The sequence below is a fragment of the Streptomyces sp. R-74717 genome (assembly GCF_047305335.1).
Lineage (GTDB): Bacteria > Actinomycetota > Actinomycetes > Streptomycetales > Streptomycetaceae > Streptomyces > Streptomyces atratus.
The window spans coordinates 8,515,653-8,531,711 of the sequence record NZ_CP102361.1 but is presented as its reverse complement, the minus strand read 5'-3'; the positions used below and the strand labels follow the sequence as shown (position 1 = coordinate 8,531,711).

Below are 16,059 nucleotides of genomic sequence, written 5' to 3'. Positions count from 1 at the left end.
GCGGTCACGAGCAGGTGCATCGCCGAGACGACGTCACCCGTCGCGCACACGCGGCGGTAGAGGGAGGCGAGGGTCTGGGGGGACCGGGCCGTCGCGGGACGCGCCGGCCCGGCGGCGGCCGCCTCCCGGTGGGGCGGCGCCTCGGACAGCCCGGCGAGCAGATGCTCCGTCAGCTGCTCGCAGGTGGGCAGGTCGAAGGTGAGGGTGGGGGGCAGCTCCAGACCGGTGAGCAGGCTCAGCCGGTTGCGCAGCTGAACGGCGGCCAGGGAGTCGAGGCCGAGTTCGCTGAGGGCGCGGTCGGCCGTGACGGCGGCCGCGCCGGTGTGCCCGAGCACGTCGGCGACCGCCTCGCGGACCAGTGCGAGCAGAGCAGGGGCGCGGTCGGCGACGGGCAGCCGTGCCAGCCGTTCGCGCCACGCACCCGGCGTCTCGTCCGGCACCCGGCCGGTACCGGAGGCGGGTCCCCCGCCGTCACCGGGTTCCCCGGCCGCGGCCGGCCGAGGGCCGGACGGACCGGACAGGTCCCACAGGGGCGGCGGGAGGGGCCGTCGGGCCCGGGAGGCCGCCGGGTCCAGCGGCAGCGGCGCAAGGACGGGCTCGCCCGCCGCCAGGGCGGCGTCGAACAGCGCCAGGCCCTCGGCCGCGGTGACGGCTCGGACCACGCCGTCACCTGTCCGGCCGGTGCGGGCGGCCATCCCCTCACCTCCCGCCCACGGTCCCCACACCAGCGAGAGCGCGGGCAGTCCCCGGGCCGTCCGGTGTAGCGCGAGGGCGTCGAGGAAGGCGTTCGCGGCGGCGTAGCCGGCCTGGCCGGGGTTTCCGAGCAGGCCCGCCGCCGAGGAGAAGAGCACGAACCGCGACAGGGGCAGATCCTCCGTCAGCTCGTGCAGGTGCCAGGCCGCGTCCGCCTTCGGCCGCAGGACGGCCGCGAGACGCCCGGGTGTCTGGCCCTCCAGCACACCGTCGTCGAGGACCCCCGCCGCGTGCACCACGGCGGTCAGGTCGGCAGAGCACGCGGCGATCACCCCGGCCAGCGCGGAGCGGTCGGCGGCGTCGCAGGCGACCACGTCGACCCGGCCGCCGGCCCGCTCGATCTGCTCCCGCAGCCGCCGCGCGCCGGGCGCGTCCGGGCCGCTACGGCTGGTGAGCAGCAGCCGGCGTACCCCGTGACGCTCCGCCAGATGACCGGCCAGCAGGGCGCCGAGCGCCCCCGTCCCGCCGGTGACCAGCACCGTGCCGTCCGCTTCGAACCCGGCCGCCCGGGCGGGCTCGGCGGCCGTCGGCCGGGTCAGCCGGGGCACGTGCACCCTGCCCGCGTGCACGGCGAGCTGGGGTTCGCCCGTCGCCAGGACGGCCGGCAGCCGGTGCACCGACTCCGGGTGGCCGTCGACGTCGACGAGGGTGAGGCGGCCGGGGTACTCGGACTGGGCGCTGCGCGCCAGCCCCCAGACCGCGGCGGCGGCCAGGTCGGGGTCCGCGCCGGTGGCACCCCGGGTCACCAGGACCAGGCGCGTTCCCGGGGCCAGGGCGGGCAGCCGACCGCGCAGCAGCTCCAGGGCCCGCGTGACCAGGCCGTGCGTGCCGGCCACCGGGCCCGCGGACGGGCCGGACGGGGCCAGGGAGACGACGAGGGCGGGGGCGGCCGCCGCGGCGGACCCGGCGGAGGGCACCCCGGGCCCCGGCGGCCCGGGCACCGACACGCCGCCGCCCGGGGCCATGTCCGCGGCCGACGCGGGCCGCCCTGCGCCGGACAGCGCCGCGGCCAGGCCGAGGTCGTCCGGTGTGCCCACCTCCCAGGCGGGCGGGGCCGAGCGGGCCGGGTCGGCGGGCGTCCAGTGCGGCCGGTACAGCGGTTCGGGCCGCGGGATCCCGCCGGCGCCGTCGGGGCCGGGTACGGCGCGGGTGGTCAGTTCCGCCACCCGCAGCACCGGCCGCCCGGCCGGGTCGGTGAGGTCCGCCGCGACGGTGTGGTCCCCGGTGGGGCGGAGCCGGACCCGCAGGGCGGTGACGCCCGCAGCGTGGCGGCTGACGCCCCGCCAGGCGAACGGCAGCCGGCCGGTCCCGCCGGGCTGTCCCGGATCCGCGGAGAGCAGCAGCGACGCGTGCAGGGCGGCGTCGAACAGCGCGGGATGGAGGCCGTAGCGCTGCGCCTCGGCCACGGCCTCGTCGGGAAGCCGTACGTCGGCCAGCAGGTCGTCGCCCTGCCGCCACATCGCCCGCACGCAGCGGAACGCCGGGCCGTACGCGTGACCCGCCTCTGCCAGGCGCTCGTAGGCTCCGGTCAGGTCGACGGGCACCGCGTCCGGGGGCGGCCAGGACTCCTCGTCGCCGTGCGCCGGGCCGGGACCGCCGGTCGGCGGTCCCAGGCGGCCGGTGGCGTGGTGGGTCCACGCCCCGAGGGGGCCGCCGTCCCCGGGGCGCGCGTGCAGGTCGACGGTCCTGCGGCCGGACGGGTCCAACGCGCCGAGCACGACCTGCACCTCGACGCGCTCGCCGGAGCCGGGCAGGTGCAGCGGGAGCAGCAGCGTCAGCTCCTCCAGTTCCGCCAGGCCGCAGGCCGCGCCGGTGTGGAGCGCCAGGTCGGCGAGAACGGTGGCGGGCACCAGCACCCGGCCGTGCACGACGTGGTCGCGCAGCCAGGGCTGCCCGGCCTCCGACAGGTGGCCGGTGCTCAGGAGGCGGTCCGTGTCCGCGAGGCTCGTCGTCGCGGACAGCACCGGGTGGCCGGTGGCGTGCGCGGTCGTGTCCGCGGGGCCTGCCGCGGTGGCGGAGGGCTCGGCCAGCCAGTGGCGCTCGCGCTGGAAGGGGTAGGTGGGCAGGCCGATCCGCCGGGCGGCCGGGCCCGGGTGCCCCTGCCGGACCGCCTCCCAGTCGACCCGGAGGCCGTGCACGTGCAGCCGGGCGAGTGCTGCCAGGAGCGTGCCGGGCTCCGGGTGGCCGGGCCTGGTCGTCGCGGTGAACACACGGTCCCCGGGCTCCCCGACGGTGCTCAGCGCGGCCGAGGTGAGGTGGGCGCCGGGACCGGCCTCGGCGAAGGCGGTCACCCCCGCTTCGTCCGCGAGGTGGCGGACGGCGTCGGCGAAGCGCACCGTCTCACGGGCGTGGCGGACCCAGTAGGCCGGTGAGCGCAGGTCGTCCCCGGTGGCCGGGCGCCCCGTGAGGGCCGAGACGACCGGGATGCGGGGCTCGCGGAAGGCGGCGCGCGACACGGCCCGGGCGAACTCCGCCAGTGCCGGTTCGACCAGCGGAGAGTGGAAGGCGTGACTGGTCCGCAGGCGTTCGGTGCGGCGCCCGCGGGCCTCGAAGCGTGCCGCCACCGCCGCCACCGCCCGTTCATCCCCGGAGACGACGACCGACCGGGGGCCGTTCACCGCCGCGACCGCCACCGGCCCGGCCGCGGCCGGGGTCCTCACGAGTTCCGCCCTCGCCTCCTCCTCGGTGGCATCCAGGACGACCATGGCGCCGCCGGCCGGAAGGCTCTGCATCAGCCGGCCCCGGGCGGCGACCAGACCGACGGCGTCGTCCTCGGTGAGGATCCCGGCGGCGTGCGCCGCGGCCAGCTCCCCGACGGAGTGTCCGGCCAGGACGTCGGGCCGCACTCCCCAGGAGGCGAGCAGCCTGAACAGGGCGACCTCGAACGCGAACAGGCCGGCCTGGACGACATCGGTCCGGTCGAGGGCGTCGGCGGCCTTGCCCGGCTCGGGCCACAGGCTCTCGCGCAGCGGCCGGTCCCCCGCGCCGACGGCGTCGAACCGGCCGCACAGCGCGTCGAAGGCATCGGCGAAGACCGGGTAGGCGGCGTGCAGTTCCCTGCCGAGGCCCGGCCGTGCGGCGCCCTGGCCGGTGAAGAGCAGGGCCAGCCGTGGGCCCGTGCGGACCTGTACGGGCGCCGTCGTCCCGGCGGCGAGCCTGTCCAGTCCGCTCAGCAGGCCGGCGCGGCCGTCCGCAGGTACCGCCGCCCGGTACCGGAGCGCGGCGCGTGCGGTGGCGGCGGAGAACACCACGTCCCCGAGGGGCTGTTCGGGCCGCTCCCGGAGGAACGCGGCCGTACGCCGTGCCTGGGCCCGCAGAGCGCCCGCGTCGGCGCCGGACAGCAGGAGCGGCGGGTGCGGAGCGGCCGGGGTGCCGCCGTGCTCTCCCGCGTCCCGCTCCACGACGGCCTCCTCCAGGATCACATGGGCGTTGGTGCCGCCGATGCCGAAGGCCGACACCGCGGCGCGGCGGGGCTGCCCGGGGGCGGGCCGCCACGGCTGCTCCCGGGTCAGTGGCCGTACGGCGCCCGAGGACCAGTCGACCCCGGGGGACGGCTCGTCGAGGTGCAGCGTGCGCGGCAGCACGCCGTGCCGCATCGCCAGCACGGTCTTGATGACCCCGGCGACACCGGCCGCGGCCTGGGTGTGTCCGAGGTTGGACTTGAGGGATCCGAGCCACAGGGGCCGGTCGGCCGGGCGGTCGTGCCCGTAGGCGGCGAGGAGCGCACGGGCCTCGACGGGATCGCCGAGCGGGGTGCCGGTGCCGTGCGCCTCCACGGCGTCGATCTCGGCCGGGGTGAGCCCGGCGGCGGCCAGGGCGTCGCCGATCAGCCGCTCCTGGGCGGGTCCGCTGGGCGCGGTCAGGCCGTTGGACGCGCCGTCTGCGTTGACGGCGGATCCGCGGAGCACGGCGAGCACCGGATGGTTGTTGCGCCGTGCGTCGGAGAGCCGTTCCAGCAGGACCAGTCCGACGCCCTCGCCCCAGGCGGTTCCGTCGGCCGCGGCGGAGAACGGCTTGCAGCGGCCGTCCGGGGAGAGTGCGCGCAGCCTGCTGAACGCGACGAACGGCACCGGGCTGGCCATGACGGTGGCGCCGCCGGCCACGGCGAGGGAGCACTGTCCCGAGCGCAGCGCCCGCGCCGCCCAGTCCATGGCCACCAGCGACGAGGAGCAGGCCGTGTCCACGGTTACCGCGGGCCCCTCCAGGCCAAGGGTGTAGGCGATGCGCCCGGAGGCCACGCTGCCGGCGGATCCGAGCGCGAGGTGGGCCTCGTACGCGTGGCCCCCTCGGTGCAGCAGACGGCCGCCGTAGTCGCCGTGCATCACTCCGACGAAGACTCCGGTGTCGCTGCCGCGCAGGGCGGTGGGGGCGAGGCCCGCCCGTTCCACGACCTCCCAGGCGGTCTCCAGCAGCAGCCGCTGCTGGGGGTCGGTGGCCAGCGCCTCCCGGGGGGACATGCCGAAGAAGGCCGCGTCGAAGTCGGCGGCCCGGCGCAGGAACCCGCCGCGCCGGGTGACCGAGGTGCCCGGTCGGTCGGGGTCGGGGTCGTAGAGGGCGGCCAGGTCCCAGCCCCGGTCGGCGGGGAACGCGGAGGTGGCATCCGCTCCGTCGGCGAGAAGCCGCCACAGCTCCTCCGGCGTGCGGATGTCGTCCACGGGTCCCGGGAAGCGGCAGGCCATCGCGATGACGGCCACCGGCTCGTCGGGCGGCGGGGCGTCACCGCGGGTGCCCGGACCGGCCGGGCGGGCCGCCGGGGGCGGGGAGCCGAGCAGCGCGTCGTGCAGGAAGCCGGCCACCGCGTCCGGTGTCGGACGGTCGAAGACCAGGGTCGAGGGCAGATCGAGGCCGGTGGCCGTCCCGAGCCGGTCGCGCAGCAGCACGCCCTGGAGCGAGCCGAGTCCCCGGTCGGCGAAGGTCTGTTCGGGGTCGGGGTGGGTCCCCCGCACCTCGTCCGCCTCGGCCGTGGCGTCGAGGACGATGCGCAGCACGGTGCGGCGCCGCTCCGGGGCGGGCAGTGCGAGCAACCTGGCGCGCAGCCCGGCGCGGGTGTTCGTGCCGTCGTGCGCGAGGGCCTCGGCCAGCCGGGCGGCGAGGACGGTCCGTCGGATCTTGCCGGAGGAGGTGCGGGGCAGGGAGGTGCTCGGCCGGATCTCGTCCGGCACCTTGAACGCGGACAGTCGCTTGCGGCACGCGGCCCGCAGTCCGGCGAGGTCGGTGCCCTGCGGGCCGGGGACGACGAACGCCACCGGAACCTCTCCCAGCACGTCGTGGGGGCGGCCGACGACCGCCGCGTCCGCGACTCCGGGGCAGGACAGCAGCACCTGCTCCACTTCCACCGGGTTGACATTCTGGCCGCCGCGGATGATCAGGTCGCCCACGCGGCCGGTGACCCGCAGCCCGCCGTCCGGTGTGCGGTGGCCGAGGTCGCCGGTGCGGTACCAGCCGTCCCGCAGGACCTGCGCCGTGCTGTCGGGGCGGTTGTGGTAGCCGGTCATCAGACCGGGGCCTCGCACCCAGATCTCGCCCTCGTCGCCGTCCGCGACGGTGTCCGCGGAGACCGGGTGGGCGATCCTGACGTCGACGCCGGGCAGCGGCTGCGGCACGCGGTCCGGGCCCGGCGTGCCGGGCCGGGCGAGCGCGATCTTGCCGCTGGTCTCGGTGGCGCCGTAGCCGTCCAGCAGCGGTGCGCCGAGCAATTCCTCCATCGAGGCGCGCAGTTCCGCGGGGCAGGGTGCTCCGGCGGTGACGCACACCCGCAACCCGCCGGGGACCGGCCGGGTCCGACGCAGTGCGTTCACCAGCAGGTGGTAGGTGGCCGGGACCCCGGCCAGCATCGTGAAGGGCTCGTCGGGCGGCTGTCGCCGCAGAGCCTCCACGACGTCCACGCCCCGGGCCAGGAGGAAGGCGCTCGCGCCGGTGGCGACCACCGCGACGACACACAGCGAATGCGCGTAGGCGTGGTGCACCGGCAGCGGCCACAGCAGCCGGTCCCGCTCGGACATGCCGAGGAGCGGTGCGTAGGCGGCGGCGGTCGACCACAGCGCAGCCCGCTGGCTCGTCACCGCGCCCTTGCGCGTGCCGGTGGTGCCGGAGGTGTAGAGGATCCACGCCGGCTCGTCCAGGCCGAGGTCGTCGCGCGGCGGTCCTGGCGCGTCGGTCCCGGCGAGTTCCTCGTACGGCACCACGTCCGCGGGCGGCCCGGGCGGCGGTGCCACCGGGCCCACGACCACGCTCGCCCGCAGCGGGGGCCGCCCGGCCGCCACCCGCGTCAGCCGTTCGAGGAGCGGCGCCTCGGCCACGGCCGCCACCGCGCCGCTGTCGCCGAGGACGTGGGCCAGTTCGTCGTCGGCCGCACCCGGGTCCAGTGGCACTCCGACGGCGCCGGCCCGCAGGGCCGCCAGACAGCTCTCCGCCATTTCCACCCGGCTGGGCAGGCAGAGCAGCACCCGGTCCCCGCGGCGTACGCCCAGCCGTGCCAGATGCCCCGCGACGCGGGCCGTCCGGCGTTCCAACTGTGCCCAGGTCACCTCCCGTTGCCCGTCCCGGAAAGCGGTCCTCTCGCCCGTGCGTGCAGCGTGCGCCCTCAGCGCCTCGACCAACGGGCGGACCAGTTCCGTGCGAACCTCCGCCATGCGTACCCCTCTTGCGCTCCCGGGACCCCCGATGCCCAACGACTATAGGGCCAGCGGGGGTTCGGGTCCGTCCGGCGCTCCGGGCACGGCTCGTCGCGCGGGTTCGGACGGAGGCGGCCGTGCCGGGCAGGGGTGCCAGCCGGCCTGGACGTCGCGCATCACCAGGGCGCAGCCCAGCGCGGCGGCCCCAGGGGGGAAGTCCGGGTTGCCGAAGAAGGAGGACGCGGCGGAGCGGACCCGGGCCGCCTCCATGTGCGAGGCGCCGGGCCTGAGTTCCATCGTGTCCAGGTGCCGGCCCGCCCGTTCGCAGCTAAGCGCCTCACGACCGGCCGACTTCATTGACAACGGACAACTGCGGCCCGCGGCTTCCGGCGCGCCGCAGCGTCCAGGCCGGCACCGACTGGAACGCTGTACCGAATGACCGCCAACTCGCCTGTGCAGGAACCAGCTTGGTGGCCTGCACTACGGAACGCCGCGGGCGTACGGTCGTGCACGACGCTGCCTGCCGCCGCGTCGCCGGCAGGGGGAAAGGAACTGAGCACGCTGGAGGCCCTCAACGCCTTGATGCGGGACGACGTGCGGGCCTGCCCCGACTGCGACGCCTCGGCCGTCCTCATTCCGGCGCTCGAACTCGGTGGAGGCTACGGGTAGCGGCAGGGACGCGGCAGGTCCTCGACGAGGGTGCGGGGTGCGGCGTAGTAGTCCTGCACCTCGGCGACATACGTGGCGGTGTCTTCGGCGGCCGAGTCGGGGCGCCAGGTCAGCAGGTGCCGGGGTGCGGTCAGAGACGGCTGGTCGAGGACGGCGGGCAGGGCGGTGCCGCCGCCCGCCTCGAAGCCGTAGTCGGCTGGGCCGGAGGTGCCGGTGACGACGTGGCGGGCGAAGTCCACGATGCTGGAATGCCGGATCTGACGGACCAGCAGTTCGGTGAGGAACGCGTCGCGGGCCGGTTCGGTGTGCCGCAGCCCGGACGGGGTGATCAGGAGCGGAACGTCCTGCCAGTTGGTGAAGGGCAGCAGGGCGTCGCGCAGCAGGACTATCTGGCGCAGCCACTCGTTGTAGAGCTGCATCGTGACCGGTCCACCGCGCCGGCCGCGGAGCAGATCGGCCGCGGGAGGGGTGAGCAGATGGCCATAGCAGTGGCTGCGGACGGCCAGCGGTCCGGCGAGCAGCGGAACACGGCTGATGAGCAGCCTCTCCAGAACCGCGTTGGCCCAGGAGGCGAGCTCCCGGCCGATCGTCTCGGCCTGCGCGCCCAGTTCGCGCGCTGCCGCGGCGCTGTCCGGGCCGATGGCCAGCGGCAGGGAGGTCTCCCGGGTGCCGAGGGCGAGTGTCGTGCGGATCTGGTCCCCCAGCACCTCGCCGTCGGCACTGGTGAGGGCGTTGTCGTCGATGATGCCCTGCAGCAGCGGCTCGGTGGCGGTGAAGAATCGCGGGCGGTCAGGGTGGTGCCGGGAGCGGGGAAGGTGTTCCAGCGGCTGCCGCCGAGAGCGGGTGTGCTCGGGGTGGGTGCGGGGGGCATGGGTCCTCCTCGCTGGTCGATGAAGCAGGGGTGGGAGTCCCCGCCCCGCTTGGCTACCTTCTTCAAGACACGGTCCAGGCACTGGGCCTTCGCGGTGAGCAGGCCGATCAGCTCGTCGCGCCAGCGCCGGATCGTGGTGGCGGAGATGCCGTTGCCGCCGGCCATGTCGGCCAGGCGCTGGTCGTGCCGCAGCACGGCCAGCACGATCACCGCGATCCGGCCGGGAGGCGGGGTCCTCCACCTGGACCCGATCGCCTTGAGATGGCGTCGTAGCAGGTCGGCGAGGTGGTTGACGATGCCCGTCGACAGCGGCAGACGGCACTGGTGGACAAGGGAGACGGTGTCCTCGGCGTGCTCTTTGATTTTCGTCACACAATCCCAACGGCCGCCGGAGGCATCGGGGTTACGCCCGCCCCCTGCGGCGCCGCCCCAGGTCACAGGCGGGCGGTGAAACGGCCATCGGGCAGTTTCCGCAGCCAGCCCCGGTCGAGGGTGCCGTCGGCGGTGGCGACCGGCAGGCCGCGGTTGCCGTCGGCGATCTCCTGATAGTCGTGAGGTTCCAGGCGCTCGGGGTCGAAGCCCTCCGTCCTGGCGAGTGCCACGCGGGTGTCGCCCTTTGCAGCCCATCCGCCACTTCTCGTTAGCCGTGAGGCCCTCCAACGGAAAAGCCCCCGCTGTTGATTAACGGAAGCTTTAACGATGTTTTAGCAGGTCAGGCGGACAGAAGCAGCGTAAAACGGATGACCCCAAGATTGGGACTCCCCAACCAGCTCATCGTGGGCTTAACTTAGGTGTCATGACCTCCCCCCGCTCCACCTACGGCGGCGGCTACTACGCCGCACCGTCGTTCCCCGACACTCCGATCTACGACTCCCTGGTCGCGGAGCGGGGCACCCCTCAGATCGCTCCGATCCGAGTGCCTGCCGCCTATGACACCGGCAACAGCCATCTGCCGGCTCTCCCGGCGGCGCTGCCGGCTCTTCCCGCGGCGCCTTCCCAGCCCAATCCGTCGTACGGCTACCAGCAGCCGGTCCAGCAGGGCTACGCGCCGATGCAGCCCGCACAGCTGCAGCACGCCCCGGCGCCATACATCCCGCAGCAGCCGACCGCGGCCCGCGGCGGGTACCAGGCGCCCTATCCGCCGCAACAGCAGCAGCGGCCCGCGCCCGGCACCGGTTACGAGGCGATGCGTCCGGCGTCACCGCGCCCCGCCCCGGCACCCTCGCCCTACGAGGACCCATACAACCGCCCGCACCAGGGCCGGGGGTACTGAGCCGGGAAACGCACACGGTCGCACGAGGTCGCCGTCGAGCCATGGGGACTCGACGGCGACCTCGGTGTTCCCGCACCGGCAGCACTGCCCCTCGGTCGCGCGCGCACCGGACGGGCCGTCAGCCCGGACCGGTGGGGAATGGGAACTCACGGGGGCAGTCCGTGCGTTGGCCAGGGTGAGGTTGCTCTCTCTTCGCTGCTCCGGCGAGCGAAGCGTGCCGTATCAGGTTAAGACGGATACGGAAGGGGGTGCAGGACTGTGCGAGCGGTTACGGGAGTGTGGCGTTGGCGGCGCAATCCCCTGTGCCGCGCCACTGACCGGCGCGAGGCGTGGGTGGCTCTTGTCGCACTGCTTCTCATGGTGCTGGCGACACCGGCAGTGGGTTGGGTGTGCGGTTCGCTCACGGACGACGCCCTGCAGAAATCGGTGCGGGCCCAGCAGGCCCAGCGGCGCACCGCGACCGCAGTCGTGGTACGCCGGGCCCCGGGAGCATCACGTCTCGTCACCGATCCCGAAGTGTCCTCGGAGCGCACCACGCAGACCTCGGTGGTGGCCCGCTGGAAGGCCCCGGACGGCACGGACCGCCGCGGTACGGTGACCACCTCCTCCCGCAAGACGGATCCCGGGGCCGAGGTGAAGATCTGGACAGACCTCGACGGCCGCCCCGCGCTGCGGCCCATGGACGCTCCGACGGCTCATACGCACGCGGCACTGGCCGGGCTCGGGGCGATGCTGCTCGCCGTCGGACTGGTCGAGGGCGGCCGGCGCCTGATCGTCTGGCGCATGGTGCGGGAGCGGTACACCCGGATCGGCCGAGCCTGGGCGAAGGCCGGTCCGGACTGGGGCAGGACCGGGACCGGCAGCTGATCAGCAGCCGATCGGGTCAACTCCCGCCCGCCGCGCGCGCTACGGTGGACCGGCCCGCCCTCTTCCTCGGTGGGCGGGCCCGGGGTTCGTCGCTGCCGCAAGGCCGGTGACACGGGCATCACACACGCACGAGGTGGGGGCACAACAGCGCCATGGCACAGGGCACGGTCCAGGTGACGCACACCGGCACATCGCGGTGGCGGCGCCGCACAGGCGAATACGCCTCCCTCACCGCAGCCCTGGAGGCCGCGGCCGACGGTGATGTCCTCACCGTCGCGCCGGGCACCTACCGGGAGAATCTGGTCCTGCACCGCGCGGTGACGCTGCGCGGCCCCGAAGGCTCGGTCGGTTCCGTTCGGATCGCACCGGTCGACGGCGTGCCGTTGACCGTCCGTGCCTCCGCCGTCGTCTCGGACCTGCATGTGGAGGGTCAGGACTCGACGGCCCCGGCGCTGCTCGTCGAAGACGGCGCACCGGAGCTCGCGGATCTGCGGATCGTCACGCGTTCGGCCGCCGGGATCGAGGTGCGCGGTGCGGCCCGGCCGACCGTACGCCGCTGCACGGTCGACAACCCGGCCGGGGTCGGCATCGCCGTACTCGAGGGTGCGGGCGGGGTGTTCGAACAGTGCGAGGTCGTCTCGGCCGGACAGTCCGGTGTCTCGGTACGTGACGGTGCGCATCCGCGGCTGGAGCGCTGCCGGATCCACCATTCGTCGGGCGCGGGGCTGAGCGTCACCGGCGAGGGCAGCGGCCTGGAGGCCGTCGGCTGCGAGGTGTACGAGATCAAGGGCAGTGGGATACAAGTGACCGCTCGGGCGGCCGCCCACCTCACCGACTGCACGGTGCACCGCACTTCGGCGGACGGGGTCACGCTCGACACCGACGCCGTACTGACACTCGCCGACTGCGACATCCACGACATCCCGGAGAACGCGGTGGATCTGCGTTCCCGTTCGGTCCTCACCCTGACCCGCTCCACGGTGCGCCGGTTCGGTCGCAATGGCCTGTCGGTCTGGGACCCCGGCACCCGGGTCGACGCCAACCAGTGTGAAATACATGACAGTACGGGCGACTACCCGGCGGTCTGGGTGAGCGACGGGGCGACCGTGATACTGGACTCCTGCCGGGTCCACGACGTGCCGGACGCCATCTTCGTGCTCGACCGGGGATCGCGCGCCGATGTGGTCGACAGCGATCTGTCCCAGGTCCGCAATACCGCGGTGTCGGTGAGCGACGGGGCGACCGCCCAGCTCGACGACTGCCGCATCCGTGAGGCGTCCACCGGCGCTTGGTTCCGCGACCACGGCAGCGGCGGCACGCTGAACAACTGCACCATCGACGCCGCGCAGACCGGAGTGATCGTCACCAAGGGCGCCGACCCGACGATCGAGCGCTGCACGGTCACCTCCCCCGCCGAGGCCGGTTTCTACGTCTCCGCCGAGGGCCGCGGCACCTTCCACAGCTGCCGGGTCACCGGAAGCGAGGGCTATGGCTTCCATGTGATGGACGGCTGCCGTACGACTCTGACCCGCTGCCGTACCGAGCGGTGTGCCCGCGGTGGATACGAGTTCGCCGAGGGCGGCGACGGCACAGGAGCGGGGCCCGTCGCGGAGGACTGCACGAGCGACGAGAGCGCGCTGCGCTCCCCCGCTCCCCCGGCCCCGACCGTGCTGACGGCGACCCAGTCGGCCCCCGGGCTGCTCGGCGCGGTCCCCGGGCCCCGTGCCGTGGAGCCCGCCCCGGCAGAGGTGCCCGCCGCCGAGCCGGTACGCGCGTCGGACGCCGTCCTCGGGGAGCTGGACGCCCTGGTGGGCCTGGACAGCGTGAAGCGGGAGGTGCGCGCCCTCACCGACATGATCGAGGTCGGCCGCCGGCGTCAGGAGGCCGGGCTCAAGGCCGCGTCGGTCCGGCGCCATCTCGTCTTCACCGGCGCCCCCGGCACCGGCAAGACCACCGTGGCCCGGCTGTACGGCGAGATCCTCGCCTCGCTCGGGGTGCTGGAGCGCGGCCATCTGATCGAGGTGTCCCGCGTCGATCTGGTCGGTGAGCACATCGGCTCCACTGCCATCCGCACCCAGGAGGCCTTCGACCGGGCGCGCGGCGGGGTGTTGTTCGTCGACGAGGCCTACGCTCTGTCACCCGAGGACTCCGGCCGGGACTTCGGCCGGGAGGCGATAGACACACTCGTGAAGCTGATGGAGGACCACCGGGACGCGGTGGTCGTCATCGTCGCCGGGTACACCCATGAGATGGAGCGGTTCCTCACCGTCAACCCCGGTGTGGCGTCCCGCTTTTCCCGGACCATCACCTTCAGCGATTACGAGCCCGCCGAGCTGCTGCGGATCGTCGAGCAGCAGGCCGACGAGCACGAGTACAGCCTGGCCTCCGGAGCCGGGGAAGCGCTGCTGAAGTACTTCACGGAGCTTCCCAAGGGCCCGGCCTTCGGCAATGGGCGGACGGCTCGGCAGACCTTCGAGTCGATGGTGGAGCGGCACGCGGGCCGGGTCGCCCAGCTCGCCGAGCCGAGCACGGACGACCTCACGCTGCTCTACCCGGAGGATCTGCCGGAACTCCCCTGAGCCCGCGGGGTGTCCTCGGCCCCCTCCCCGTCGGCCTGGCGCGGCAGGACCGGTGCCAGCCGGTCCAGCAGTGCGGCCCGCTCCTGGGCGAAGACCGGGTCGGCCTGGTAGTCCGAGTGCCCCAGAACGGGTTCGGGCAGCGGATGTTCGGGGGTGCGCCCGTAGACCAGGGGGTCCTTCAGCGGCCCCCGGTCCACCTCGGGCCCCGGTCCCTCGTCGAGCCGGATCCGGCCGCCGATCGGGTCGGTGGCCCGCCAGAGGTTGCGCCAGCAGTGCACGGACCGGTGCAGTCCGTGCAGCGGTGCGGGGCCGAAGTAGGCCGGGAACCAGCGCGCGTACAGTCGCTCGATCGGCGAGCCGTAGGTGAGCAGGGCGACCCGGCTCCTGGTCTCGGCGGACAGCTGCCAGACCGCGGACGCTGCGAGGACGCTGCCCTGGGAGTGGCCGGAGATGACGAGCTTGCCGCGGGTCTGTCCGGTCCAGCCGGACATCCGTGACGCCAGATCGGGGACGGCGCGCTCTGCGTAGCAGGGCGGTGCGAAGGGGTGGGCGGCGCGCGGCCAGAACGTACCGACGTCCCAGAGGATGCCGATGGTGCGCCGGGCGGAGGCGTCGCGGTAGGCACGCCGTCCCCAGGTGACGAAGAGTACGAAGCCGAGTCCGACCATCCAGGAGCCGGTCGACTGGGCCGCTTCCGCCACGGACTCGACGAAGGGGCCGCTTCCCTCCATCGCGAGCCCGGGCACCTCACCGCTCGCCCAGGCCCCGCCGACCGCCGCCGCACCGAGCAGCAGCGTGGCGCCGGAGACCGGGCCGAGGATCCAGGGCGCGGAATCGGTGAGGGCCGCCGCGGCCCGGATCCGGGCGATCTGCCGGGTCCGGGCGGCGTCCGGCCGCTCCTGCCCGTACTCCCGGTCGACCTCGGGTTCCAGGGCGCGGGCGGCGAGCCAGGTGCGTACGAGCAGCAGAAGGCCGGGTACCGCCAGCAGCACCAGGAGCACGGGGATGACCGAGGCCTGCCAGCTGAGCAGCACCGGCGGTCCCTCGATGGCGGAGTTCCTGCCCATGCCCGGGGTGCCGGAGCCGTCGAGCCAGTCGGCGACGCGCTGAGCGACCCCGCCGGTCATGACGCCGCCGAGAGCGCACGCGAGCATGGCGACGGCCGGTCCGCCGACTCCGTACATGACGGTGCGGGGTTCGGGAGTCCGGCGGTACAGCCCCAGCGACACGACGGCGAGGGCGACGACGAGCGCCCCCTGGCCGAGCGTGACGACACTGAAGGTGACATCGCCGGGCAGGGCCCCCGCAGAGACCCAGTCGGGGCGCGACCAGGCCGCGTACACCGCGGCAAGGACGAGCAGGGCCAGGGCGGCGCCGGGCAGACAGGTGATGAGGGCATGGTCGAGCCGGTTGTCGAGACGTCGTTCGCTGCGGCCGCGGCGGCAGACGACCCAGAGCACGACGAGCGCGCCCAGGACCAGCGCCGCCTCGACCAGCCTGCCGAGGATCTCGGGCACGGGGCCGGTGACTGCGCGGTCGTGGCGGGCCGCGGCGCCCGCGACCGACGCGGCGACGGTGAGGAATCCGGCGGCGGTGTGGGCGGCGCGCAGCCGGGCGACCAGCCGGCGGCCGTACCAGAATCCGGGCCGGCCGAGAGCCGGGCGGCCGCCGACCGCGGGGCCGGAGGTGTTCACGTCGTGAGCGGTCTCGGTGTCCACGTCGTCCGGTTCGGATCCGGTGAGCGGGCGCTGCGATTCGTACGCGCTCCATGTCCGGTTGGACAGGAACCAGAGCAGCCCCACCAGGGCGGTGGGCACCAGAGCGGCAAGGGCGAGCCTTCGGCCCGGCTGAGACCACCAGCCGCCCTGTGCCGTCGACAGGAAGCCGAGCCAGGAGCGCCGGTTCGAGCAGTCCGGCACGCCCGCGCACTGCCAGGCCGTCAGATCTAGCGCGACCTCGCACGCCGCCGCGGTCAGCAGGACTGTGAGGCTGAGCGCGACGAGCCGGACGAGGACGCCGTACAGGCGCACCGCGCGGGTACGGCCCCGGGCGGTGGGGCGCATCCAGTGGGCGAGGTTGACCACCATGAACGGGAGCAGCAGCAGCCACAGGGCGCGGGAGCCGTTGCCGGATGTGAGGTTGGACCAGCAGTAGGCCTCGGCGATGGGCCGGTCGCGGTACCGCTCCGGGTTCTGTTCGGCGTCCATGTCCCCGGCGCGGCGGTAGATGGCGGCGGTCGCGTCGCCGGTGACCCGGACCGGACGCGGATCGTCGAGCATCTCCTGCGGGGTGGCTCCGCCCACGCCATGGACCAGCAGTTCCAGCGCGGGCCCCGGACTCTGCGGGGCCTGGGTGACAGGTGGCACTGGAGTGACTCGCTCTCTCGGTCGTGGGGGGGTGCTGATGCACGGTCACCAGAATCATGGAAGAGGG

The 16,059-nt window shown here is 74.6% G+C and carries 6 protein-coding genes and 2 pseudogenes; 3 read left to right on the top strand and 5 right to left on the bottom strand.

The genetic code is table 11. The features are described from left to right. Positions 1–218: 218 nt before the first annotated feature. The 4 genes and pseudogenes from NRF20_RS39170 to NRF20_RS39155 all read right to left on the bottom strand — a co-directional run. Positions 219–7,385 (bottom strand): annotated as a pseudogene (locus tag NRF20_RS39170) (type I polyketide synthase); the annotation flags it as partial. 42 nt (positions 7,386–7,427) lie between these two features. Further along, entirely contained in the window at positions 7,428–7,664 is a 237-nt protein-coding gene (locus NRF20_RS39165) for a hypothetical protein (RefSeq protein ID WP_398633791.1), read from the bottom strand. A 383-nt stretch (positions 7,665–8,047) separates the two neighbouring features. Next, positions 8,048–8,907, bottom strand: a pseudogene (locus NRF20_RS39160) (hypothetical protein); the annotation flags it as partial. Between the two features lie 434 nt (positions 8,908–9,341). Beyond that, positions 9,342–9,509, bottom strand: a complete 168-nt coding sequence (locus tag NRF20_RS39155; RefSeq protein ID WP_398633793.1) for a hypothetical protein — start codon at positions 9,507–9,509, stop codon at positions 9,342–9,344. A 194-nt stretch (positions 9,510–9,703) separates the two neighbouring features. Between NRF20_RS39155 and NRF20_RS39150 the strand changes: the two genes are divergently transcribed. The 3 genes from NRF20_RS39150 (at position 9,704) to NRF20_RS39140 (ending at position 13,626) form a co-directional block, all read left to right on the top strand. Beyond that, on the top strand, positions 9,704–10,180 hold the full coding sequence (locus NRF20_RS39150) for a DUF6643 family protein (protein ID WP_398633794.1): 477 nt from the start codon (positions 9,704–9,706) through the stop codon (positions 10,178–10,180). Between the two features lie 258 nt (positions 10,181–10,438). Continuing rightward, positions 10,439–11,047, top strand: a complete 609-nt coding sequence (locus NRF20_RS39145; RefSeq protein WP_413754102.1) for a hypothetical protein — start codon at positions 10,439–10,441, stop codon at positions 11,045–11,047. 152 nt (positions 11,048–11,199) lie between these two features. Then, a complete protein-coding gene (locus NRF20_RS39140; RefSeq protein ID WP_413754101.1) occupies positions 11,200–13,626 on the top strand; it encodes a right-handed parallel beta-helix repeat-containing protein in 2,427 nt (808 codons plus the stop codon). On the opposite strand, the gene NRF20_RS39135 is transcribed toward NRF20_RS39140, so the two are convergent. After that, complete coding sequence (locus tag NRF20_RS39135) at positions 13,596–15,905, bottom strand: hypothetical protein (protein WP_398633823.1); 2,310 nt, start codon at positions 15,903–15,905, stop codon at positions 13,596–13,598. The two genes, NRF20_RS39140 and NRF20_RS39135, sit on opposite strands and share 31 nt — an antisense overlap. Positions 15,906–16,059: the final 154 nt, after the last annotated feature.